The following is a 21,807-nucleotide window of genomic DNA, read 5'->3' on the forward strand; positions in this document are numbered from 1 at the left end:
GTGCACTGAAACGTCTATTTTCAGGTCCGATGAAGGTCCTGTCCAGTGTTTAAGACTGCCGCACTTTAGCATTTATCGCCAGTCGCGGTTGTCTGACCGGGTAACCAGCGCTGCAGCACCTGCTGCAATTCGGTACGGCGCAAGGGTTTGCTCAGGTAATCGTCCATACCAGCGGCCATGCAACGTTCGCGGTCGCCCTGCAACGCGTTGGCGGTCAGGGCGATGATCGGTAGCCCAGCGCCGTTGGGCAACTGGCGGATGCGTCGGGTGGCTTCATAGCCGTCCAGGTGCGGCAGGCGGCAATCCATCAGCACGGCAGCAAAGCGCTGCTGGCCGACCCGCTCGACGGCTTCAAGGCCATCTTCTGCCGTGCATACTGCCAGCCCCAGGCTGCGCAGCATGGCTTCTACGACACTCCGGTTGACCGGATTGTCCTCCACCAGCAGTACCTGATCATTGTCCGGCACCGTCGTTCGTGCAGCCGTTGGCGGCGTCAGCGGGATGGGGGCAGGGGTGGCGAGTGCCAGCGGCATCTCCAGGGTAAAGGTCGAACCCAGGCCCTCACGGCTTTCACCGCGTAGCTTGCCGCCCATGCGCTCGGCCAAGGTACGAGCGATCGACAGCCCCAGCCCGGTACCGCCATAACGACGGGAAATCGAGCTGTCGGCCTGCTGGAAGGCGACGAACATCATTTCCAGGCGGTCGCTGTCGATGCCGATGCCGGTGTCGCGCACGCTGCAGGTCAGCCAGATCAGCTGCCGGTCGAGCACCTGCCAGCGTGCGTCGACTTGCACCTGGCCACGTTCGGTGAACTTCAGGGCGTTGCCCACCAGGTTCAGCAGGATCTGGCGGATGCGCGTGGGGTCGCCGTTCACCTGCAACTGCTCGATGCCGGCCGGCAGTTGCAGGTGCAGGCCCAGGCCGCGTTGCTGGGCGCTGTGCTGGAACGACTGGACACTGCTGGTGATCAGCTCGCCCAGGTTGAAGTCGATGTGCTCCAGCTGCAGCGCGGCGCGTTCGATGCGCGAAAAATCGAGGATGTCGTTGATGACCTTCAGCAAGTGCCCGGTGGACTCGCTGGCCACTGCCGTGTAATCGGCCTGTTCATTGCTCAGCGGCGTGGTTTCCAGCAGTTGCAGCATGCCCAGCACGCCATTCATCGGGGTGCGCAACTCATGGCTCATCATCGCCAGGAAATCCGATTTGGCGCGGTTGGCCTGTTCGGCCTCCTCGCGGGCCTGGATCAGTTCGGCAATGGCCTGCTTCTGTTCGGCACTGGCCTGTTCCAGGGCGCTGGCCAGGTTGTTGATGTGGCGGGCCAAGTGGCCCAGCTCGCTGTCGTCGACGACCGGCAAGGGGGTGTTGTACTTGCCTTGCTGAATTGCCTTGACCGCATGGCCCATGTCGCTGATCGGCTTGGCCAGGCTCAGGGCCAGGCGGCGTGCCAGCAAGAAGGTGAACAGCAGGGCGAACAACGCCAGGATCCCGGCCTTGATCACGATTTCCTGCTGGCGCTGACTGAAGGCGTCATCGGACATGCCGACGATCACGCGGCCCAGGTAGTCGTCACCGATGGCCGGGGTGGTGGCTTTGCCCTGTTGCAGGAAGTCGTTGTCCAGGCGGATTTGCTGCAGGCGAATGGGCGCCTGGAACACTTCGACCCGTTGCGCGCGGTTGGCACTTTCGTCGGACTGCTCGACGTACACCAGGATGTGGTTGCGGCTGTCCTGCACTTCCAGAAAGCGTACGTGCGGGATGCTGAGGGTGGCACGCATCAGCCCTTCAAGCACTTCGTTGTTGCCCGAAATCACCCCATACTCCGACGCCGGTGCCAACTGGTTGGCGATCAGTTGCCCGGTGTGGTTGAGTTCCTGGCGCAGGTCCTGGATGCGTACGAAGGTAAAGAAACTGATCAAGAGCAAGGTCAGCAGCAGGGCGGGGCCGAGACTGATGATCTGCGTGCGGGTATGAATGTCCCAGCTCAAGCGTTTGCTCATGGGGTGGGTTCTCCCTCGGCCAGGGCCTTGACGGCGGCGTTCTGATCGATCGGTTCAAGACCCAGGGCCCGGGCCACCTGCTGGTTGCCACTGACCCCGTAGCGCATTGGGTACAGGCTGCGCGGCCAGCGTGTCGGCGGCTGGTCGAGCAACTGGTCGAGCACCCACAGCCAGTCGTCCTGGTCGCTGTAGGTACTGGCCAGGGCGCCGGCGCGAACGAAGCCGGCGTTCGGGCCGATCAGTGCCATCTGCCGGCCATAACTGCTCAACAGCAGGTTCTTTGCGGTCTTGGAGTTGTACAAGTCAGGGTCGTCCAGGCCCAGTAGCACATCGCTGTTGCCCAGCAGGTGCTGCAGCGGCCGGTTGTCACGCGGGTCGGACCAGTCCTGGGCCACGATCTCCAGGCCTAGCGGCCGTGCAGCATGGCGCAGTTCGTCCAGCAGAAAGCTGCTGTGCTCGCCGTACAGCACGCCAACGCGCCTGGCCTGCGGCAACAAGTAGCGTGCCAGGCGCAGTTGCCGTCCCAACGGTGCGTCGCTCCACAACAGTGTGAGGAACGCGGGGCGCGACTTTCCCAGGCGCTGTTCAGCCTGTACCCGGCTGACCCGCATGACCAGCGCCGGTGGGCCGGCGGTTTCCCCCAGGCGCCATTCCAGTGCTGCGTTGTCGAGCAGGATCAGGCGTTGGTCGGCTTTGAGCTTGCCCGGGCGCGGCAGTTCGGTGGTGGTGCGAAACTGCACATGATCGTGTGGCCGGCGGCTTTCCAGAGCGGCGATGAAGCTGCGTACACCGGGCTGGTCCTCAGCCCCAACCAGCAGGACTTCGCTGGCGGACAAAGGCCCCAACGGCCACAGGCAGAGCAGCAACAGGCGCAGCAGCAGGGCCATCAGAACTCCAGCTCCGCGCTCACGCTCAGGCGGTGACGGCTGTCGTAGCGGTTCTGCAGGGCCGAGGTCGGTTCATCGTCCAGGCGCTGCTGCCACAGCGCCGCCAGCTCCAGGTTGCTGCCATACACCCGAAAACGCTTGGCCAGGCGCAGGTCCAGACGCTCGTAGCGGTACTGGTTGAGGGCATCGTCACCGTAATAGAACAGCGCGCTCGACCAGCCGGCACCCCATTCGCGCATCCACCCGGCCGAGCCGCTGTTGCGGGCGCTAAGGCGACGGTCGTCGGGGTTACTGGCCCAGGCATCGACGTAGGCATAGGTCAGGCGCAGGCGGTCGCGCAGGGTGGGGCGCCAGTCCATTTGCGCCTCGCTGCCGCTGAAACGGGCCTTGTTGGCGTTGCTGGCGATGTACTGGTTGTTCCTCAGCGGCTCGCTGATCATGCCGGTGATCTCGTCGTAGAACAGCTTCACATCCAGGCTCAGGTCGATGTCGCTGAAGTAGCCGTTGTAGCCCAGCTCGCGCGAGCGCATGCGCTCCTGTTCAAGGTCGCCAGGGCCACGGGTCTTGACGAAGTATTCGCCGTTTTGCAGCTTGAATGCATTAGGGGTTGGGGTCAGGTTCTTGACCGTGTAACTCCAGTTGACGTTGTTCTCGAACATGTCTGGCGAGCGCACAGCCTCGGAATACACCGCACGCAGGCCATGGCGCGGGGTGATCAGGTAGTTGATCGCCACCCGCGGGGTCAGCGAGCTGCCGGACAGGCGGGAGTCCTCGAGCATGGCGCCGCCCTGCAGGATCCAGTGCTCGTCGGCGCGCCATTCCAGCTGGCCGAACAGTCGCCAGGTCTGGTCGTCGATGCTGCCGTTGAAGTAGGTCTGCGAGTCGGCACGATCATAGCGGTAGTTCATGCCGCTGAGCAGGCGCAGGCTGTCGGTCAGGCTCAGGGTGTCCTGGATTTCCAGGTCGTAGCGGGTTTCGCGGGTGCTCTGGTCGACGTCGCCGCAGACCTGCTGATCTCCACCTTCCTTCCATTGCTGTTTCACCTTTTCCAGGAGCTCACTCAGGACAGGGTCGCTGGTCGAAAGTGGTGTTCCTCCAGCGATTCCGCGCGCTACTTTCTCGGCAAAATCGGGATTGATTTGCCAGATCTGAGTCAATTCGGGGCTGAATGATTGCAAGGCATCGCAAGCGCGCCAGACTTGCTGGCGGTCAAAATGCTGGGCTGAGCCCTGGATATAAAGGCTGTGTTCAGCGCTGAAGTCTTTGGTCCAGCGCAACGAGCCCGCATAGTCCTTGGCGTTGACGTCGGCATTGTTCCCGGACTCGTACTGCTGGAACACCGGCTGGTAGGTGTAGGGCCGCTGATTGCTGCCTTCCTTGGCCGCCAGTTGCCACTCCAGGGTCTGGTCGACCGCCAGGTTGTGGTTGGCGCTGAGGTTGAAGCGGGTCAGGCGGCGGCTGTCGCGGTAGTCCTGGCCGAACTGGTTCTCATCGAAGCCGTCGTCCTGTTGGCCCGACAGCGACAGGCGCATGTCGCCACCGTCCCAACCGAAGCCGTGGCTGGCATAGAAGTCGTTGATGCCGTCCTGGCCGCGCGTCACTTTCAGCCGTGTACCATGGCTGTCGGCGGGGTTGCGGGTGAGGATGTTGACCACTGCCATCAGCGCGTTGGCGCCATAGCTGACGGTGTTCGGGCCGCGGAACACCTCGATGCGCTCGATGTCCTCCATGGCCAAGGGGATGTCGCTCCAGTCCACCGTGGCCAGGCCTGCGCGGTACACCGAACGGCCATCGATCAGTACCTGCATGCGCCGTGCGTCGTTGACGTTGCTGCCGTGGTAGTTGACCGTGGGTTGATTGCCGGCACCGTAGCCGATCATCATGCCCGGTACCAGGCGCAGCAGTTCGGGGATGTCACGGGCACCGCTGGCGCGAATCAGTTCGCTGTCGAGTACGGTCATGCTGCCCGGGACAGCGGCGGGGGATTGTTTCAGGCGTGTGGCGGTCAGAACCTGTGGCAGGTCGGGGGTGTCGATGAACAGGTCGTCGGCCGCAGCCTGGCCGCCGAGCAGGGCGGTCAATAACAGCAGGCGCGGGTACGGTGGCGTGCCAGGGAACACGGAGCGGCCTTTGTTTCAGGATTGAAACAGGCATGGTAACTGACCTTGGCGTATTTTCCAGTGATCTGCAGCGGTTTTGCAGCGTGCCTGTCTTGACGCTTTCGTGGGGGCGGAAATCGAGCGCCGCCGGTGCGGCGCATCGCCAGCAAGCTCGCGCCTGCATTTGTTGCAACGTGGCCATGACAGTGTGATCTGCGTTGCTGACCTTGGCGCATGGCAGGCGAGCCGTATAATGGCGGGGTCGCCACTTAACTTTTGGCTTTAATGGATTGGATATGACTGAACAGCAACCTGTTGCGGTTCTGGGCGGCGGTAGCTTCGGCACCGCCGTGGCGAACCTGCTGGCGGAAAACGGTGTGCCGGTGCGTCAATGGATGCGCGACCCGGCGCAGGCCGAGGCCATGCGTGTGAATCGCGAGAATCCGCGCTACCTCAAGGGTATCCGCCTGCACGATGGGGTTGAGCCGGTCAACGACTTGCTGGCCACCCTGCAGGCCAGCGAGCTGATCTTCGTTGCCCTGCCATCGAGTGCCTTGCGCAGCGTGCTGGCACCGCATGCCGAGCTGCTGCGCGGCAAAGGCCTGGTCAGCCTGACCAAGGGCATCGAAGCGCAAAGCTTCAAGCTGATGAGCCAGATCCTCGAAGAAATCGCCCCCGAGGCGCGCATCGGCGTTTTGTCAGGGCCCAACCTGGCGCGCGAAATCGCCGAACATGCACTGACTGCCACAGTGGTGGCCAGTGAGCATGAAGCACTGTGCCAGCAGGTACAGGCCGTGCTGCACGGGCGTACCTTCCGCGTCTACGCCAGTGCCGACCGTTTCGGCGTCGAACTGGGCGGTGCATTGAAGAACGTCTACGCGATCATCGCCGGCATGGCTGTGGCCTTGGGGATGGGCGAGAACACCAAGAGCATGCTGATTACCCGGGCCTTGGCCGAGATGACCCGTTTCGCCGTCAGCCAGGGCGCCAACCCCATGACCTTCCTCGGCCTGGCCGGTGTCGGTGACCTGATCGTCACCTGCTCCTCGCCCAAGAGCCGCAACTATCAGGTTGGCTACGCACTGGGGCAGGGTCAAAGCCTGGAAGAGGCAGTCAACCGCCTGGGCGAAGTGGCCGAGGGGGTCAACACGCTCAAGGTGCTCAAGACCAAGGCCCAGCAAGTGCAGGTGTACATGCCGCTGGTGGCCGGCCTGCATGCCATCCTGTTCGAAGGCCGCACGCTGAACCAGGTGATCGAGCACCTGATGCGCGCCGAGCCCAAGACCGATGTCGATTTCATTTCCATCAGCGGTTTCAACTGAGCCCTTGGCGGCTCTGACACGAGCAAGGAGCAACACATGAACGATACGCCCGAACGCGCCCAGCGCGAGTCGATCATCCTGCGGGTGCTGTGGATGCTGGTGTTCCTGGTGGTCTGGCAACTGGCCGAGTTGCTGTTGGGTGGCCTGGTGCTGGTACAACTGATCTACCGACTGGTGTATGGCGCGCCCAGCGCCAGCCTGATGAACTTCGGCGACAGCCTGAGCCAGTACCTGGCACAGATCGGCCGCTTCGGCAGTTTCCACAGCGACCAGAAGCCATGGCCGTTCGCAGACTGGCCGGCCCCGCGTGCGCCGGAAGGTGAAGCCGCGCACGCCGTGGCACCGGCCGCGCATCCGGTGCGTGACGAGGAACCCAAGCTGTGAAGCTGTGGGTGCTGCGCCACGGTGAAGCTGAGCCGCGGGCCAAGACAGATGCCGAGCGCCGGTTGACTGCCCATGGTCGCGAGCAGGTGCTGCACAGTGCGGCTTACCTGATCGGGCAGCCATTGCAGGCGATTGTCGCCAGCCCTTACGTACGCGCCCAGCAGACCGCCGCGCTGGTGCATGACACCCTGGGCTTCGCCGAAGCGGTGCGCACCGTGCCCTGGCTGACGCCCGAGGGTGATGTACAGCAGGTCATCGGCGAAATCGAGCGCCTGGGGCTTGAGCATGTGCTGCTGGTCAGCCACCAGCCGCTGGTAGGCACCTTGGTCGGTGCGCTGGAGCACGGCCACAGGCAACAGCCGGCAGCCATGAGCACTGCCAGCCTGGCGGAGCTGGAAGGGGAGTGGCCGCTGGCCGGGTTGATGACGCTTCGGGCCATCCACTCACCCGCGTGAACGTCCCATGGCTTGTGCAGGCCACTGTTTCGCTCGCGTCTGAATGCTGGCATGGGTAAAGAGCGATAAGGCAACTGGCATTTTTGTCAGTTGTCGCACTTCACCACCGCTTGTTAGCGTTGCCACATGGCAAACATCAGGGAACGGCGAATGAGGGGTGAAATGCTGGAGCTGTTGCGCTCCCTGGACCTGCAACCCACCCTGGAACAGGTTGACCAAGGTACTTCGCTGGATTTCGCCCAATACAGCCTGCTGCGTGAATCGGCCGATGCCAAGCTTTACCACCTGATGCGCAAGGTGAACGACAACCCTGGGCTGGACCCTGTTGCGAGGCAACAATGCGAGCAGGACCTGCGGACGCTGCAGGACGCCTGCCTGCGGGTCTCGCACCTGCTGCAAACCAGTTGTCTGGCCTTGCGCCGCCTGCAACTGGACTACCAGGACCAGCGTCTGGCCCGCGAGGCGCTGGAGAGCCAAGTGGCCTACATGCAGGCCTGCCTGCGTCGGTCGCTGGGCAGTTTCGACCGCTCGGCATGACCTGATCCCCCTCGCCGATGACCTTTATGGACATTGCCGAACCGCCCCGCGATGCCGACAATGGGCCATCATTCCGGTCCGGACCAGGCGCCATGTCGCAGCAGATCTTCTTCGCCCATGCCAACGGTTTCCCATCGGCCACCTACGGCAAGCTGTTTGCAGCGCTGGCGCCGGACTATCAGGTGCAGCACCTGGCCCAGCACGCGCATGACCCGCGCTTTCCCGTGGACGAAAACTGGCAAAGCCTGGTCGATGAATTGTTGCATCACCTGGCGCAGCAGGACCAGCCGGTCTGGGGCGTCGGCCATTCGCTGGGTGGCGTGTTGCACCTGCACGCGGCATTGCGCTGCCCCGAGTACTACCGGGGGCTGGTGATGCTCGACTCCCCGGTGCTCACCCGCGCTGATCAATGGCTGCTGCGCACAGCCAAGCGCTTTGGTTTCATCGACCGCATCACACCGGCCGGGCGCACCCTGGGGCGTCGCGAAACGTTCAATGACCGCGACAGCGCCCGGGACTATTTCGCTGGCAAATCACTGTTCCGCCATTTCGATCCCGATTGCCTCGACGCTTATGTAGAACATGGCCTGCAGGTGGTGGAGCAAGGGCTACAGTTGCGCTTCGACCCTGCTACTGAAATCAGCATCTACCGCAGCATCCCGCACACCAGCCCCGCCCCCGCGCGCCAGTTGCAGGTGCCGCTGGCCATGGTGCGCGGCAACCGGAGCAACGTCATTCGTCGCCACCACACCTTGGCCGTGCGCAGTATGCCCAAAGGTGAATACCACAGTGTACCGGGTGGGCACATGTTCCCGCTGGAGCGCCCGGCCGACACTGCCAGCCTGATCAAGGGCCTGTTCGACCGCTGGAGCCAGGCATGAGCGCACACGTTGAGGAAATTCGTCTGAGCCTGGGCCATATCGAACTGGCTGCACACCTGTTCGGCCCCGAAGACGGGCTGCCGGTGATTGCCCTGCATGGTTGGCTGGACAATGCCAACAGCTTTGCCCGCCTGGCACCGCAACTGAAAGGTCTGCGCCTCGTCGCCCTGGACCTGGCTGGCCATGGTTATTCAGAGCACCGCCCGCTCGGCGCCGGGTATGCCCTGGCCGACTATGCCCATGACGTGCTGCGCGTGGCCGAGCAACTGGGTTGGCCGCGTTTCGCCCTGCTGGGGCATTCGCTGGGCGCGATCATTTCGGTGCAACTGGCCGGTGCATTGCCCGATCGGGTCAGTCACCTGGCGCTAATCGACGGCGTGATCCCGCCGACTGGCGCCGAGCAGGACGCAGGTGAGCGCTTAGGGATGGCACTGCAAGCCCAGTTGCGGCTGGATGGCAAGCGCAAGTCGGTGTATGCGACATTGGAAGCAGGGGTGCAAGCCCGGATGAAAGGCATGGTCGCGGTCAGCCGTGAAGCGGCCGAGCTGCTGGCCCAGCGTGGCCTGATGCCAGTGCCCGGTGGCTATAGCTGGCGCAGCGACAGCCGGCTGACCCTGCCCTCGCCGGTGCGCCTGAGCGAGGCCCAGGCCATGGCCTATGTGCGGCGGGTGAGTTGCCCGGCGCTGTTGGTGGTGGCCGCCGACGGCATGCTGGCGCGCCACACCGGGTTGCTGGAGCAGCTACCCTTTGAACAGGTGACACTACCCGGCGGCCATCACCTGCACCTGAACGATGCGCAGGGCGCGGCCCTTGTTGCAGACTGTATCAATCGCTTCTTTGGCTTTGCTTGACTTGCACCGGACAAGTGTCGAGGCTTGGCGGGTTGAACAGGGAGACAACCATGCAACTGCCAGACATCCTGGAGCTTCAATTCGGCGCTGAGCGCCGCCTGGTTCGCCAATGAGCGTACCCGTTTCCATTCGCACTGCCTTGGCTGCCTGTCTGGTGCTCGCCACCCCCGTGTCGTGGGCCGGCGTCCTGCCGGTCCCGCAGGACGCCAAGGTGGTCGATCAACGCCCGGCGACGGAACAGGAGCGGGTCTACCCGATGGGCCCGCTACGCAAGATCAGTGGCCGCCTGCGGGTCGATGACAAAGTCGAAAGCCGCGGTCAAGTCAGCTCGGTAACCTACGAATTGCCCGTCGAGCGGACTGCACGCGAGGCCTTCACCAGTGCCCGCGAAGCACTTGTGCGCGACGGTGGCTACCCGTTGTTCTGGTGTCAGGGGCGTGATTGCGGTGAGGCCAGCCTGTGGGCCAATGATGTGTTCGCCAATGCCCGCCTCAACGGAGGCGACGAGCAGCAGGCGTTCATCCTGCTACGCCGCTCGGCAGACGAGGCCGACACCCTGGTCGCGCTGTACAGCGTTACCCGTGGCAACCGCCGTGCCTATCTGCATGTGGAAGAGTTCATCGCAGGCAGCCCGCTGGGCGAGCTGCTGCCAACCGCTGCCACGGTGCTGCGCGAAATGCGTGACACCGGCAAGCTCGACTACCCTGACCTTGCTGCGCCGCAAGACGCCTGGGTAAACCTGCTGGCCCGCAGCCTGAACCTTGACAGCACCTTGCGTGTCAGCCTCAGTGGCGCCCAGGCTGAGGCCTGGCGCGAGGCGCTGGTCAAGGCCGGGGTGCGCAATCGCCGTCTTGAAGTCGGCAGTGCGCCTACAGACGGCCTGCACCTTGAACTGATCCCTTGAACGAGCACCCTCATGGTTAACAATGATCGCCTGCTGGTCCAGATTCTGCTGGTGGCGTTGCTAGGTGCCGGCCTGTGGGTGATGGCACCGTTCATATCGGCATTGTTGTGGGGGGCCATCCTGGCCTTTGCCAGCTGGCCGTTGATGCGCTTCCTTACGCGCCTGCTGGGCGGTCGTGAGACGCTGGCAGCCGGCCTGCTGACCATGGCCTGGATCCTGATCGTGGCACTGCCGCTGGTGTGGCTGGGGTTCAACCTGGCCGATCACATTCGCGACGCTACGGCGTTTGTGCGTGACGTGCAGGTCGACGGCCTGCCCGATGCACCGGCCTGGTTGGGTGGCATTCCATTCGTTGGCGAGCGTCTGGTCAACGGTTGGCAATCGCTGGACGAGCAAGGCGCAGCCTTGCTTACCTCGATCAAGCCTTACTTTGGGCAGGTGGGCAACTGGTTGCTGGCGCGCAGCGCGCAGATCGGCAGCGGCGTGCTGGAACTGACCCTGAGCCTGGTGTTCGTGTTCTTCTTCTACCGCGACGGGCCACGCTTGGCGGCATTCGTGCTGCGCTTGCTGCACCGGCTGGTGGGCGAACGCGCCGAGTATTACCTGGACCTGGTAGCCGCTACCGTGCAGCGGGTGGTCAACGGGGTGATCGGCACGGCGGCCGCGCAGGCCCTGCTGGCGCTGATCGGCTTCCTGATCGCGGGGGTGCCTGGGGCGATCGTGCTGGGGTTGGTGACCTTCATGCTCAGCCTGATCCCCATGGGGCCGCCACTGGCCTGGATCCCGGCCACCGCTTGGCTGGTGTGGAAGGGCGAATACGGCATGGCGGTGTTCCTGGGCGTCTGGGGCACCTTCGTCATCAGCGGCGTGGACAACGTGCTCAAACCCTACCTGATCAGCCGTGGTGGCAACCTGCCGCTGGTGATCGTGCTGCTGGGCGTGTTCGGCGGCTTGCTTGCCTTCGGCTTCATTGGCCTGTTCATCGGGCCGACCTTGCTGGCGGTGGGCTACAGCCTCCTGCTGGACTGGAGCCGTAACGCGGCGCAGCCTCCACAACAGTAAGCCTGCGTCGGCCCTTTTGCGGGCTTGCCCGCTTCCACAGCTACCACACAGGCCGTGAAGGCTGTGCAGTGCCCGTGGGAACGGGCGAGCCCGCGAAGAGGCCGTTACAGGCAAACCACAACGCTGATCTTTACGCATTCTTTATCCCCACCCCCATCCCCCGATCTCGCCCCTTTACGCCCCTCCCTCGGACAATTTCCCCAAAGCGGCCCAAGCCGTAACACGGGGAGAACCACACATGAACATGCTCGACGGGCTGTCACTGCTGCTGGCAGTGGCATTGGCGTTTTATCTGCTGGTGGCGCTGCTGCGCGCCGATCGCAGCTAGGGAGCGGCCATGCACAGTTACGATTTCGCCTTGCTCCTGGCATTCTTTGCCATTGTGCTGCTACCAGCACCCTGGCTCGGGCGGTTCTACTTCAAGGTCATGGAAGGCCAGCGTACCTGGCTGACGCCTGTGCTGGGGCCGGTCGAGCAGGGCTGTTACCGGCTGGCGGGTGTGAACGCCAGCCAGGAGCAGAACTGGCGGCAATACACCCTGGCCCTGCTGGCGTTCAACCTGGTCGGCTTCCTGCTGCTGTTCGCCGTGCTGCTGTTGCAGGGCTACCTGCCACTCAACCCTCAGCACCTGCCTGGCCAGGAATGGTCGCTGGCGTTCAACACCGCCGTCAGTTTCGTTACCAACACCAACTGGCAGGCCTACAGCGGTGAGGCGTCGGTCAGCTACCTGAGCCAGATGCTTGGCCTGACCGTGCAGAACTTTGTCAGCCCTGCCACCGGCCTGGCCGTGCTGGTTGCCCTGTGCCGCGGTATCGCCCGGCGCAGCGCGACGACGCTGGGCAACTTCTGGGTCGACATGACCCGTGCCACCCTCTACGGCCTGCTGCCGCTGTGCTTGCTGCTGGCGCTGTTGCTGGTGTGGCAGGGCGTACCGCAGACCTTTGCCGACTACGCCCACGCGCTGACCTTGCAAGGTGCCGACCAGACCATTCCGCTGGGGCCGGCCGCCAGCCAGATCGCCATCAAGCAATTGGGTACCAATGGCGGTGGCTTCTTCGGCGTCAACTCGGCGCACCCGTTCGAAAACCCAACGGCCTGGAGCAACCTGTTCGAGGTGGCATCGATCATCCTCATTCCGGTGGCGTTGGTGTTCACCTTCGGTCACTACGTGAAGGACCTGCGTCAGAGCCGCGCCATCCTCGCCTGCATGCTTGCCCTGTTCCTGATCGGCGGTAGCACGGCGCTGTGGTCCGAGCACCAGCCAAACCCGGCCCTGGAAAGCACGCAGGTGCAGCAGACCGCCCCCCTGGAGGGCAAGGAAAGCCGCTTCGGCACCACCGGTTCGGTGCTGTGGACGGTCACCACCACCGCCGCCTCCAACGGTTCGGTCAACGCCATGCACGACAGCCTGAACCCGCTGACCGGTATGGTGGCGATGGTCAACATGATGGTCGGCGAGGTGATATTCGGCGGCGTCGGCGCGGGCCTCTACGGCATGCTGCTGTTCGTCCTTATCGCGGTGTTCCTGGCCGGGCTGATGATTGGCCGTACCCCGGAATACCTGGGCAAGAAGCTGCAGGCCCGTGAAGTGCAGCTTCTGGTGGCAACCCTGCTGGTGATGCCGGTCGGCGTGCTGGTACTTGGCGCCATCGCCGCCAGCCTGCCCGGCCCGGCCGGGGCGGTCACCAACCCGGGGGCGCATGGTTTCAGCCAGTTGCTGTACGCCTATACCTCGGGCTCGGCCAACAACGGCTCGGCCTTTGCCGGGTTTGGCGCCAACACCGTGTACCACAACCTGATGATCGGCCTGGCCATGCTCATCGGCCGCTTCGGCTACATCCTGCCGATACTGGCGTTGGCCGGCAGCCTGGCGGCGAAAAAAAGCGCGCCGCTGGGGCAGAACAGCTTCCCGACTCACGGCCCGCTGTTCACCGGCTTGCTGCTGGTGACCATCCTGCTTGTCGGTGGCCTGACCTTCCTGCCGACCCTGGCCCTTGGGCCAATCGCCGAACACCTTAGCCTGGGTTTTTGAGGACCGATCATGAACATGCCCATTCCTGAAGTGAATAGCCGGCACAATGCCAAGGACCAGACCCGCTTCGCCGCGCTGTGGCGCCCGGCGCTGGTGCAGGCGTTCGTCAAGCTCGACCCGCGTCAGCTCAAGCGCTCCCCGGTAATGCTGGTGGTGGCCCTGACCGCGGTGCTGACCACCGTGCTGTGTTTTGCCCCCGGCGGCGGCGTGAGTACCGGCGTTGCGGTGCAGATTGCCCTGTGGCTGTGGTTCACCGTGTTGTTCGCCAACTTCGCCGAGGCGTTGGCCGAGGGCCGTGGCAAGGCCCGCGCCGACAGCCTCAAGGCCGGCAGCCAGGGCCTGACCGCCCAGCGTCGTCTGCGTGATGGCAGCTACGAGACGGTAGCTGCCAGCGCGCTGCGCAAGGATGACGTGGTACGCGTGGTCGCCGGCGAAATGATCCCCGGCGACGGCGAGGTGATTGAAGGCATTGCGGCCGTCAACGAGGCCGCCATTACCGGCGAGTCCGCGCCGGTAATACGCGAATCAGGTGGCGACCGCTCGGCGGTGACCGGCAATACGCGGCTGGTCTCCGACTGGCTGCTTGTCCGCATCACCAGCAACCCGGGCGAGTCGACCCTGGACCGCATGATCGCCCTGGTTGAAGGGGCCAAGCGGCAGAAGACCCCGAACGAAATCGCCCTCGACATCCTGCTGATCGGCCTGACCCTGATTTTCCTGATCGTGGTGGTGACCTTGCAGCCGTTCGCCCACTTCGTGGGTGGCAGCCTGCCGCTGATCTTCCTGGCCGCGCTGCTGGTGACGCTGATCCCGACCACCATCGGCGGCCTGCTGTCGGCCATCGGTATCGCCGGCATGGACAGGCTGGTACGGCTGAATGTCATTGCCCGCTCGGGCCGCGCCGTCGAGGCGGCCGGGGACGTGCATACGCTGATGCTCGACAAGACCGGCACCATCACCTTCGGTAACCGCCGCTGCAGCGCACTGCATGCTGCACCGGGCATTACCGCCAAGGAGCTGGGGGAGGGCGCCTTGCTGGCCTCGCTGGCCGACGACACCGCTGAAGGCAAATCGATTGTCGAATACCTGCGCCAGTTGCACGACTTTGTCGACCCGCCTGCCGGGCAGTTCGAAGCGGTGGCTTTCAGCGCCGAGACACGCCTGTCGGGCATCGACTTCCAGCAGCACCGGTACCGCAAGGGCGCCGTCGATGCGGTGCTGGCCTTCGTCGGTATGCAACGCCTGGAAATGCCGGCGGCGCTGGCCCGTGAAGTCGAACGCATCGCGCAGAGTGGTGGCACCCCGTTGCTGGTGTGCGTCGACAAGCGCTTGCTGGGTGTGATCCACCTCAAGGACGTGGTCAAGCCTGGCATCCGCGAGCGCTTCGCCGAGCTGCGCAAGCTGGGCATCCGCACGGTGATGGTAACCGGCGACAACCCGTTGACTGCGGCCGCCATCGCCGCCGAAGCGGGGGTCGATGACGTGCTGGCCGAGGCCACGCCCGAGAAGAAGCTGGCGCGCATTCGCCAGGAGCAGAATGAAGGCCGCCTGGTTGCCATGTGTGGCGACGGTGCCAACGACGCCCCGGCACTGGCCCAGGCTGACGTAGGCATGGCCATGAACGACGGCACTCAGGCTGCGCGGGAGGCCGCCAACATGGTCGACCTGGACAGCGACCCGACCAAGCTGCTGGACGTAGTCCAGGTCGGCAAGGAGCTGCTGGTCACCCGCGGTGCGTTGACAACGTTCTCCATTGCCAACGACGTGGCCAAATACTTCGCCATCCTGCCGGCGCTGTTCGCTGCCATCTACCCGCAACTGGGTGTGCTCAACCTGATGCAACTGGCCAGCCCGCAGAGCGCCATCCTGTCGGCGATCGTGTTCAACGCGCTGATCATCATCGTGCTGATCCCGCTGGCGCTGCGTGGGGTGCGCGTGCAGGCGGCCAGTGCGGCGCACCTGTTGCGGCGCAACCTGCTGATCTACGGGCTGGGCGGCATTGTGGTGCCGTTTGCCGGGATCAAGCTGATCGACCTGCTGCTCAACGCCCTGAACCTGGTCTGAGGAGGCCGCCATGACTGCTTATCTACGCCCGGCATTGAGCCTGGCTTTGTTGATGACCCTGGTGACGGGCGCCCTGTATCCGCTGGCGGTGACCGGTATTGCCCAAGTCGCTTTCCCGAACCAGGCCAACGGTAGCCTGGTACGCGATGCGCAAGGCCAGGTGCGGGGTTCGGCATTGATCGCCCAGGACTTCCAGGGCGATGGCTGGTTCCACTCGCGGCCCTCGGCAGGTGCCTACGCGACCGTGGCCAGCGGCGCCAGCAACCTGTCGCCGAGCAACCCGGCGCTGGCTGAGCGGGTAAAGGGCGATGCGGCCACGTTGTATCAGGCGCAGCAGGGGCCAGTGCCGCAGGCGCTGCTGACCACCTCGGGCAGCGGCCTGGACCCGCACCTGCCACCGGAGGCCTTGGCCTATCAGATCCCGCGGGTGGCGGCGGCACGGCAGCTGCCGGTCGAGCGCTTGCAAGCCTTGCTGGAACAGGCCACCCTCCACCCATTGATCGGCCCGCCGGTGGTCAACGTGCTGGCGTTGAACCAGGCCTTGGAAAAGCTCGCCATTGTCAGGTAATCGAAGCGCTGGCAGGACGCCTGTAGGAGCGGGTTCACCCGCGAATGCGGTGGTGGTGCCACTGACGTATTCGCGGGTAAACCCGCTCCTACACGTTAAGGGGGCTTTCCCTGAAGTGGCCGGCTGCTGGAAAAAGCAAAGGATGAAACATGAGTGACTCCGCCCGCGCCGATGCGCTGTTGGCCAACCTCCCACGCACCGGCCGGGGCCGGCTGAAGGTGTTCCTCGGCGCTGCCCCCGGCGTCGGCAAGACCTTCGCCATGCTCCAGGCCGCACACGCCCAGCAACGCCAGGGCGTGCAGGTGTTGGCCGGGGTGGTCGAAACCCATGGCCGCGCCGAAACCGAAGCGTTGCTCGGAGGGCTGCATCAGCAGCCCTTGCTGCGCAGCCAGTACCGTGGCGTCACCCTCGAGGAAATGGACCTTGACGGCCTGCTGCGTGCCGCGCCGGCGTTGGCCCTGGTGGACGAACTGGCCCACACGAACGCCCCCGGCAGCCGCCACGCCAAACGCTGGCAGGACGTACAAGAACTCTTGGCCGCGGGCATCGACGTGTACACCACGGTCAACGTCCAGCACCTGGAAAGCCTCAACGACAAGGTCCGTGACATTACCGGCGTGCAAGTGCGCGAGACCCTGCCGGACTGGGTGCTGCAGGAGGCGTTCGAGCTGGTGCTGATCGACCTGCCTCCGCGAGAGCTGCTCGAACGCCTGCGTGAAGGCAAGGTGTACGTGCCCGAGCAGGCTCGGGCGGCCATCGATGCGTATTTTTCGCAAACCAACCTCACCGCCCTGCGCGAGCTGGCCATGCAGACCGCCGCTGCTCAGGTCGATGCCGACCTGGCCCACGGCTATCGTCAGCGCGGCCAGGAGGCGCCGGCCTTGCGCGGCCGGTTGCTGGTGGGCATAGACGGTGACGACCAGGCCGAACGCCTGGTGCGCCATGCCAGCCGCGTGGCCCAGCGCCGCCACCTGCCCTGGAGCCTGGTGCATGTGGACAACGGCCGCCTGCGTGACGAAACCGCACGGCATCGTTTGCAAGCCGCGCAGCAACTGGCCGAGCGACTGGGCGGGGAGGTGGTGCTGCTGCGGGCTGGGGAAGTGGCCCGCACGCTGATCCAGCATGCTGTCGAGCGGCGGGCCAGCCTGGTGCTGGTCGGGCAATCCCGCAACCGCCTGCATCGGCGTTTGTTCGGCGCGGGTGTGGCGGCGCGGCTGCTGCGCGAAAGCCGTGGCCTGGAAATCAACGTGCTGGACCGCGACGTGCAGCCGCCAGCGCCGCGTTCAGCCGTGCGGCGGGTGTGGGTGTGGCGTCATTACCTGCTGGCGCTGCTGGCCACCGTGATGGCTGCGGGTCTGGCCTGGGCGGTGTCCAGTGTGCTGGCGCTGCCCAATATCTCGCTGGTGTTCCTGGCGGCGGTGTTGCTGGTCGCAGTGCGCAGTAGCCTGGGACCTGCGCTGGCTTGCGCCGCGCTGTCGTTCCTGGCCTATGACTTCCTGTTCATACCGCCCAACTTCTCGTTCACCATTCAGCGCGAAGAAGACGTGCTGACCCTGGTGTTCTTTCTGTTGATGGCTGCGCTCACCGGCAACCTGGCCGCGCGCCAGCGTCGCCAGTTGCAGGCGCTGCGCGAGACCCAGGCGCAGACCAGCCAGTTGCTCGACCTGTCTCGCCGCTTGACGGTAGCCACCGACCGCCAAGCCATATTCAAGGCTGCCGGCCAGCACCTGGACGGCTGGCAGGACACCCAGGTGTGCTTGCTGGAGCGCAACGCCGAAGGCCAGTTGCAAGTGGCCAGCGGGGAAGCCTGCACCTTCAGCGACACCGAACGGGCGGCTGCCGATTGGGCCTGGCAGCACGGGCAGGCCGCCGGCCACGGCAGCGATACCCTGCCTAATGGCCGCTGGTGGTGGTGGCCATTGGCGGTGGACGATCAGCCGCTGGCGCTGCTGGGCGTGCGCCCGCGCAACGGGCAGCCGCTCAGCGACCCACGGCGGCGCCTGCTCACCGCCCTGGGCCAGCCCCTGGCCCAGGCCCTGGCCCGCGCACGCCTGGCCGAACAGCTGGAAGCCGCACGCCTGCACGGCGAAACCGAGCAACTGCGCAGCGCCCTGCTGGCTTCCGTATCCCATGACTTGCGCACGCCGTTGACCGCCATGCGTGGCAGTATCGACAGCCTGCTGGCGTTGGGCGACGCGATCCCGGCCGAAGACCGTCGCGAGCTGCTGGAGGGCACCCGCAACGAGGCCGAACGCCTCGATCGCTACATCCAGAACCTGCTGGACATGACCCGCCTGGGCCATGGCGGCCTCAAGCTGGCCCGCGACTGGGTGGCCCCGGCGGATATCGTCGGCAGTGCGCTTAACCGCCTGCGGGTGGTGCTGGCGCCGCTGCGTGTGCACACGGACGTGCCGGCCGAGCTGCCATTGCTGTTCGTGCATGCGGCGTTGATCGAGCAGGCACTGGTCAACGTGCTGGAAAACGCCGCACGCTTTTCGCCGGTCAATGGTCGGCTTGAGCTGCAGGTGGCCGTGCATGACGACCAGCTGCGCTTGACCGTCAGCGACCAGGGCCCCGGCATTCCCGTAGCCGACCGCGAGAAAATCTTCGACATGTTCTACACCGCCGCCCGTGGCGATCGCGGCGGGCAGGGTACCGGGCTGGGCCTGGCTATCTGCCAGGGCATGATCGGTGCCCATGGCGGGCAGATTCTGGTGGGCGAAGGCATTGATGGCCAAGGCACCAGCATCACTCTATGCTTGCCGCTGCCTCCTCAACCTGAAGCCGAAAGCGAAACCCCATGAGCCACTCCGCCACCCTGTTGGTCATCGACGATGAACCGCAGATCCGCAAGTTCCTGCGTATCAGCCTGGCCTCGCAAGGCTACAAGGTGCTGGAGGCCGCCACCGGTGCCGAAGGGTTGGCCCAGGCGGCACTGGGCAAGCCGGACCTGGTGGTGCTCGACCTGGGGCTGCCGGACATGGACGGCCAGCAGGTACTGCGTGAGTTGCGAGAATGGAGTGCAGTGCCGGTGATGGTGTTGTCGGTGCGTGCCAGTGAAGTGCAGAAGGTCGATGCGCTGGATGGTGGCGCCAATGACTATGTGACCAAGCCGTTTGGTATCCAGGAGTTTCTCGCGCGCGTGCGGGCGTTGCTGCGCCAGGTGCCACAAGCCGGCGGCTCGGAAGTGGCGGCCAGCTTTGGGCCGCTGACGGTGGATTTTGCCTTCCGCCGGGTGACGCTCGACGGCGTGGAGGTGGCATTGACACGCAAGGAGTATGCTTTGCTGGCGCTATTGGCCGGGCACCCTGGGCGGGTGATTACCCAGCAGCAGTTGCTCAAGGATATCTGGGGGCCGACCCATGCGGAGGATACCCACTACCTGCGCATCGTGGTCGGGCATCTGCGACAGAAGCTGGGCGATGACCCCACGGCGCCGCGGTTCATCATTACCGAGGCGGGGGTTGGCTACAGGTTGGTAGCGCCGACAGCATAACCCTCCCAAAGGCGATCGCCTGCAGGGCCTGGACGTGCGCAAGGGTGTCAGGCCCTGGGGGGCTCCTTCTCGAACAGCTGGCGAATGACTTCCAGGTAGCGTCGCGCACCCAGGCCCAACGGGCGCGACTTGATCCAGATGATGTCTACCCACAAGCGCAGGCGGCTGGCCATGTTGTCGAAGCGCACCTCGGCCAGCGCGCCCGAGGCAATCAGCGGTTCGACCAATGGCTGCGGCAGGTAGGCCCAGCCCAGCCCGGACTGCACCAGGTCCAGCGTGGCCAGGTAGCTGTCGGTCAGCCAGATGCGCCGGGACAGCACCATGCGTGGGTCCGATCCGGTGGCCTTGCCCGAAGCCACGATGATCTGCCGTTGTTCGGCAAAGGCCTCTTCAGGCAATGGCGTACCGCTGTTCTGCCCGGCCGGATGGCGTGGTGAGGCAACGGCCACCAGCAGTTGGCTGCCGGCTTCGAGGAAGGATTCGCGCTCATCGATGCCGGGCCGTTCGAACACCAATGCCAATTGCACACTGCCGTCATGCAGCAGGCGAATGGCTTCGGTCTGGGTGGCCGAACGTACCTCGACTTCCAGGCTGGGAAATGCCTGGGCGAGGATTTCCAGCGGCTGGCTCCAGCGGCCGGTCTGCAACTCGGGCGCCATGGCGATGGTCAGGCGCTTTTCCAGGCCTTTGTGCAATTGCAGGGCCTGGGCATCCAGCAGGTTGAGTTGGCAGATGACCTGCCTGGCCTGGGGCTCCAGCGCCAGGGCGGCGTTGGTGGGCAAGGCTTTGCGCGTGGCCCGGTCGAACAGGGGCAGGTCCAGTTCCGCTTCCAGTTGGGCGATTGCCATGCTCACGGCTGAAGGCACACGGCCCAGCTTGCGGGCGGCGGCGGAGAACGAGCCGGCATCGAGCACCGCGAGGAAAATCGCCAGGGAGTCGCTGGTAAAGGCCATTGTCAGTAAACCTGATGATGATCATCTTTTATTGCTAAAAATTATGAACATTAATGCACCTGCAGGACAGCCCCCTCAATGGAGAAAAGCGTGCACAGACCAACCGCGTGGCATGTCACCCACTGGAGCTGCGACCCATTCAGCCTCGGTGCCTACAGTGCCTTGCTGCCTGGAGGGTCGCCGTTGCATCGAAGCGCCCTGGGCCAAGTGCTGCATGGGCGCTTGGTCATCGCTGGAGAAGCTTGTAATGCCAGCGCTCCGGCAATGACTCATGGTGCGTGGAATGATGGGCTGCGTGCCGCCGAGGCAGCCGTGAGTGCCGGTGCGAGCAAGGTGATCGTGATCGGTGCGGGGTGTGCAGGCCTGGCTGCCGCTCAACGCTTGCGGGAAAGGGGGGTCGATTGCACGGTGCTGGAGGCGCGTGGGCGAACGGGTGGGCGTACGCACACTGTCGAGTTGGGCGGCGTGAAAGCAGATGAAGGTGCGGCATGGCTTCAGCATTTCGCCGAGAATCCATTGGCCGCTGTTGCACTTCAGCATGGCTTGGTTTGCGTCGAGACCGATTTCAGTTGCCCGCTTGCGGCAGCACGCGGCGGGGCGTTGCCGGATATCGACGCCGCCTGGGATACCTTGACCAGGCGTCTCGATCGGCAACAGCCTTTGCCTGACGCGATCAATGGCTACATGGCCACACTCGACCCCGCGCTCGCGCGTGCCACGCAGTTCGCCATCGACGCCAACCTTGTACTGGAAGCGTGTTTGCCCGTCGAACAACTGTCGGTCTGTGCCTTGGATGAAGCGGGGGTCGGGCATGGTGATCGTATGCTGCCAGGCGGCTACAGCGAGCTTGTCGACTTGCTGTCGAAGCACCTGGATATCCGCCTGAACAGTCCTGTCACCCACATCGACTGGTCGAGCGCGCGCGTCAAGGTGAATGAAGAGGTGTGCGACTTCTGCATTTGCACAGTCCCGGTGGGTGTTCTGAAAACGTTGCACTTTACCCCTGCGTTACCTGAAACACAGCAGGGAGCGCTGGCGCATCTGGGGATGGGCAAGCTGGAGAAAGTGATTCTGCAGTTCGATGAGCGATGGTGGCCGTGCTCACCCTCAGGCTACCTGCGCTGGTACGACGTACCCGCCAGTTGGGGGGAATGGCTGGACCTGACCGATGCTGTCGGCAAGCCCACCATTGCCGGGCTGATTGCCGCCGATGCGATCGAGCGGCAGTTCACCGGGCGCACCGATGAACAGGTGGCCATGGCCGCGTGTGAGGCATTACAGGCGTGGGCCGCAGCCGTCGGGCCCACGCCTTGAC

The 21,807-nt window shown here is 64.6% G+C and carries 19 protein-coding genes; 15 read left to right on the plus strand and 4 right to left on the minus strand.

Annotation, left to right across the window (positions count from 1 at the left end; all coding sequences use genetic code 11):
* Window positions 1-65 precede the first annotated feature (65 nt).
* The 3 genes from KW568_RS09105 to KW568_RS09115 are packed head-to-tail and all read right to left on the minus strand — an operon-like array spanning window position 66 to window position 5,004.
* Window positions 66-1,997 (minus strand): ATP-binding protein, encoded by a 1,932-nt coding sequence (locus tag KW568_RS09105; protein ID WP_004576958.1) that lies wholly within the window; start codon window positions 1,995-1,997, stop codon window positions 66-68.
* Entirely contained in the window at window positions 1,994-2,884 is an 891-nt protein-coding gene (locus tag KW568_RS09110; RefSeq protein ID WP_003251504.1) for an ABC transporter substrate-binding protein, read from the minus strand. The genes KW568_RS09105 and KW568_RS09110 overlap by 4 nt, the downstream gene beginning before the upstream one ends.
* Entirely contained in the window at window positions 2,884-5,004 is a 2,121-nt protein-coding gene (locus KW568_RS09115) for a TonB-dependent siderophore receptor (RefSeq protein ID WP_003251502.1), read from the minus strand. Before KW568_RS09115 ends, KW568_RS09110 begins: the two co-directional genes overlap by 1 nt.
* Window positions 5,005-5,279: 275 nt before the next feature.
* Between KW568_RS09115 and KW568_RS09120 the strand changes: the two genes are divergently transcribed.
* From KW568_RS09120 to KW568_RS09185, 14 genes are all read left to right on the plus strand, one after another.
* Entirely contained in the window at window positions 5,280-6,305 is a 1,026-nt protein-coding gene (locus KW568_RS09120) for an NAD(P)H-dependent glycerol-3-phosphate dehydrogenase (RefSeq protein WP_003251500.1), read from the plus strand.
* Window positions 6,306-6,341: 36 nt separating this feature from the next.
* Complete coding sequence (locus KW568_RS09125) at window positions 6,342-6,689, plus strand: DUF4389 domain-containing protein (protein ID WP_003251499.1); 348 nt, start codon at window positions 6,342-6,344, stop codon at window positions 6,687-6,689.
* A complete protein-coding gene (sixA, locus tag KW568_RS09130) occupies window positions 6,686-7,144 on the plus strand; it encodes a phosphohistidine phosphatase SixA (protein ID WP_004576957.1) in 459 nt (152 codons plus the stop codon). Before KW568_RS09125 ends, sixA begins: the two co-directional genes overlap by 4 nt.
* A 162-nt stretch (window positions 7,145-7,306) precedes the next feature.
* On the plus strand, window positions 7,307-7,681 hold the full coding sequence (locus KW568_RS09135; RefSeq protein ID WP_003251495.1) for a hypothetical protein: 375 nt from the start codon (window positions 7,307-7,309) through the stop codon (window positions 7,679-7,681).
* Window positions 7,682-7,773: 92 nt separating this feature from the next.
* Window positions 7,774-8,562, plus strand: a complete 789-nt coding sequence (locus KW568_RS09140; protein ID WP_003251493.1) for an alpha/beta fold hydrolase — start codon at window positions 7,774-7,776, stop codon at window positions 8,560-8,562.
* On the plus strand, window positions 8,559-9,413 hold the full coding sequence (locus KW568_RS09145) for an alpha/beta hydrolase (RefSeq protein WP_003251491.1): 855 nt from the start codon (window positions 8,559-8,561) through the stop codon (window positions 9,411-9,413). Before KW568_RS09140 ends, KW568_RS09145 begins: the two co-directional genes overlap by 4 nt.
* A 109-nt stretch (window positions 9,414-9,522) precedes the next feature.
* Window positions 9,523-10,317: a DUF4892 domain-containing protein gene (locus KW568_RS09150; RefSeq protein WP_003251489.1), complete on the plus strand. Its 795-nt coding sequence runs from the start codon at window positions 9,523-9,525 to the stop codon at window positions 10,315-10,317.
* 12 nt (window positions 10,318-10,329) lie between these two features.
* Window positions 10,330-11,379 carry an AI-2E family transporter gene (locus KW568_RS09155; protein ID WP_004576956.1) on the plus strand — a complete coding sequence of 350 codons (1,050 nt, stop codon included), beginning with the start codon at window positions 10,330-10,332 and terminating at the stop codon, window positions 11,377-11,379.
* Window positions 11,380-11,617: 238 nt separating this feature from the next.
* Window positions 11,618-11,707, plus strand: a complete 90-nt coding sequence (gene kdpF / locus KW568_RS09160; RefSeq protein WP_003251485.1) for a K(+)-transporting ATPase subunit F — start codon at window positions 11,618-11,620, stop codon at window positions 11,705-11,707.
* Between the two features lie 9 nt (window positions 11,708-11,716).
* A complete protein-coding gene (kdpA, locus tag KW568_RS09165) occupies window positions 11,717-13,411 on the plus strand; it encodes a potassium-transporting ATPase subunit KdpA (RefSeq protein WP_004576955.1) in 1,695 nt (564 codons plus the stop codon).
* 9 nt (window positions 13,412-13,420) lie between these two features.
* Window positions 13,421-15,475: a potassium-transporting ATPase subunit KdpB gene (kdpB, locus tag KW568_RS09170; RefSeq protein WP_004576954.1), complete on the plus strand. Its 2,055-nt coding sequence runs from the start codon at window positions 13,421-13,423 to the stop codon at window positions 15,473-15,475.
* A gap of 10 nt (window positions 15,476-15,485) precedes the next feature.
* The gene (kdpC, locus tag KW568_RS09175) at window positions 15,486-16,043 is read left to right on the plus strand and encodes a potassium-transporting ATPase subunit KdpC (RefSeq protein WP_003251480.1); all 558 of its coding nucleotides are present in this window, start codon (window positions 15,486-15,488) and stop codon (window positions 16,041-16,043) included.
* A 149-nt stretch (window positions 16,044-16,192) separates the two neighbouring features.
* Complete coding sequence (locus tag KW568_RS09180; RefSeq protein WP_003251477.1) at window positions 16,193-18,847, plus strand: sensor histidine kinase KdpD; 2,655 nt, start codon at window positions 16,193-16,195, stop codon at window positions 18,845-18,847.
* Entirely contained in the window at window positions 18,844-19,539 is a 696-nt protein-coding gene (locus KW568_RS09185) for a response regulator (protein WP_003251475.1), read from the plus strand. Before KW568_RS09180 ends, KW568_RS09185 begins: the two co-directional genes overlap by 4 nt.
* 47 nt (window positions 19,540-19,586) lie before the next feature.
* Here the strand turns inward: KW568_RS09185 and KW568_RS09190 are convergent, their stop codons facing one another.
* Window positions 19,587-20,492 carry a LysR family transcriptional regulator gene (locus KW568_RS09190; protein ID WP_003251473.1) on the minus strand — a complete coding sequence of 302 codons (906 nt, stop codon included), beginning with the start codon at window positions 20,490-20,492 and terminating at the stop codon, window positions 19,587-19,589.
* A gap of 78 nt (window positions 20,493-20,570) precedes the next feature.
* On the opposite strand from KW568_RS09190, the gene KW568_RS09195 reads away from it, so the two are divergent.
* On the plus strand, window positions 20,571-21,806 hold the full coding sequence (locus KW568_RS09195) for an NAD(P)/FAD-dependent oxidoreductase (RefSeq protein WP_004576953.1): 1,236 nt from the start codon (window positions 20,571-20,573) through the stop codon (window positions 21,804-21,806).
* Window position 21,807: the final 1 nt, after the last annotated feature.

The sequence above is a fragment of the Pseudomonas sp. HD6515 genome, assembly GCF_024971855.1.
GTDB classification, from domain to species: Bacteria; Pseudomonadota; Gammaproteobacteria; order Pseudomonadales; family Pseudomonadaceae; genus Aquipseudomonas; species Aquipseudomonas alloputida.

Coding starts and splice junctions, on each gene's coding strand:
- KW568_RS09180 (WP_003251477.1), top strand. CDS start 16,193: ATGAGTGACTCCGCCCGCGCCGATGCGCTGTTGGCCAACCTCCCACGC.
- KW568_RS09195 (WP_004576953.1), top strand. CDS start 20,571: ATGGAGAAAAGCGTGCACAGACCAACCGCGTGGCATGTCACCCACTGG.
- KW568_RS09120 (WP_003251500.1), top strand. CDS start 5,280: ATGACTGAACAGCAACCTGTTGCGGTTCTGGGCGGCGGTAGCTTCGGC.
- KW568_RS09140 (WP_003251493.1), top strand. CDS start 7,774: ATGTCGCAGCAGATCTTCTTCGCCCATGCCAACGGTTTCCCATCGGCC.
- kdpF (WP_003251485.1), top strand. CDS start 11,618: ATGAACATGCTCGACGGGCTGTCACTGCTGCTGGCAGTGGCATTGGCG.
- KW568_RS09125 (WP_003251499.1), top strand. CDS start 6,342: ATGAACGATACGCCCGAACGCGCCCAGCGCGAGTCGATCATCCTGCGG.
- KW568_RS09105 (WP_004576958.1), bottom strand. CDS start 1,997: ATGAGCAAACGCTTGAGCTGGGACATTCATACCCGCACGCAGATCATC.
- KW568_RS09110 (WP_003251504.1), bottom strand. CDS start 2,884: ATGGCCCTGCTGCTGCGCCTGTTGCTGCTCTGCCTGTGGCCGTTGGGG.
- KW568_RS09185 (WP_003251475.1), top strand. CDS start 18,844: ATGAGCCACTCCGCCACCCTGTTGGTCATCGACGATGAACCGCAGATC.
- KW568_RS09135 (WP_003251495.1), top strand. CDS start 7,307: ATGCTGGAGCTGTTGCGCTCCCTGGACCTGCAACCCACCCTGGAACAG.
- KW568_RS09150 (WP_003251489.1), top strand. CDS start 9,523: ATGAGCGTACCCGTTTCCATTCGCACTGCCTTGGCTGCCTGTCTGGTG.
- KW568_RS09145 (WP_003251491.1), top strand. CDS start 8,559: ATGAGCGCACACGTTGAGGAAATTCGTCTGAGCCTGGGCCATATCGAA.
- kdpA (WP_004576955.1), top strand. CDS start 11,717: ATGCACAGTTACGATTTCGCCTTGCTCCTGGCATTCTTTGCCATTGTG.
- kdpC (WP_003251480.1), top strand. CDS start 15,486: ATGACTGCTTATCTACGCCCGGCATTGAGCCTGGCTTTGTTGATGACC.
- KW568_RS09155 (WP_004576956.1), top strand. CDS start 10,330: ATGGTTAACAATGATCGCCTGCTGGTCCAGATTCTGCTGGTGGCGTTG.
- KW568_RS09190 (WP_003251473.1), bottom strand. CDS start 20,492: ATGGCCTTTACCAGCGACTCCCTGGCGATTTTCCTCGCGGTGCTCGAT.
- kdpB (WP_004576954.1), top strand. CDS start 13,421: ATGAACATGCCCATTCCTGAAGTGAATAGCCGGCACAATGCCAAGGAC.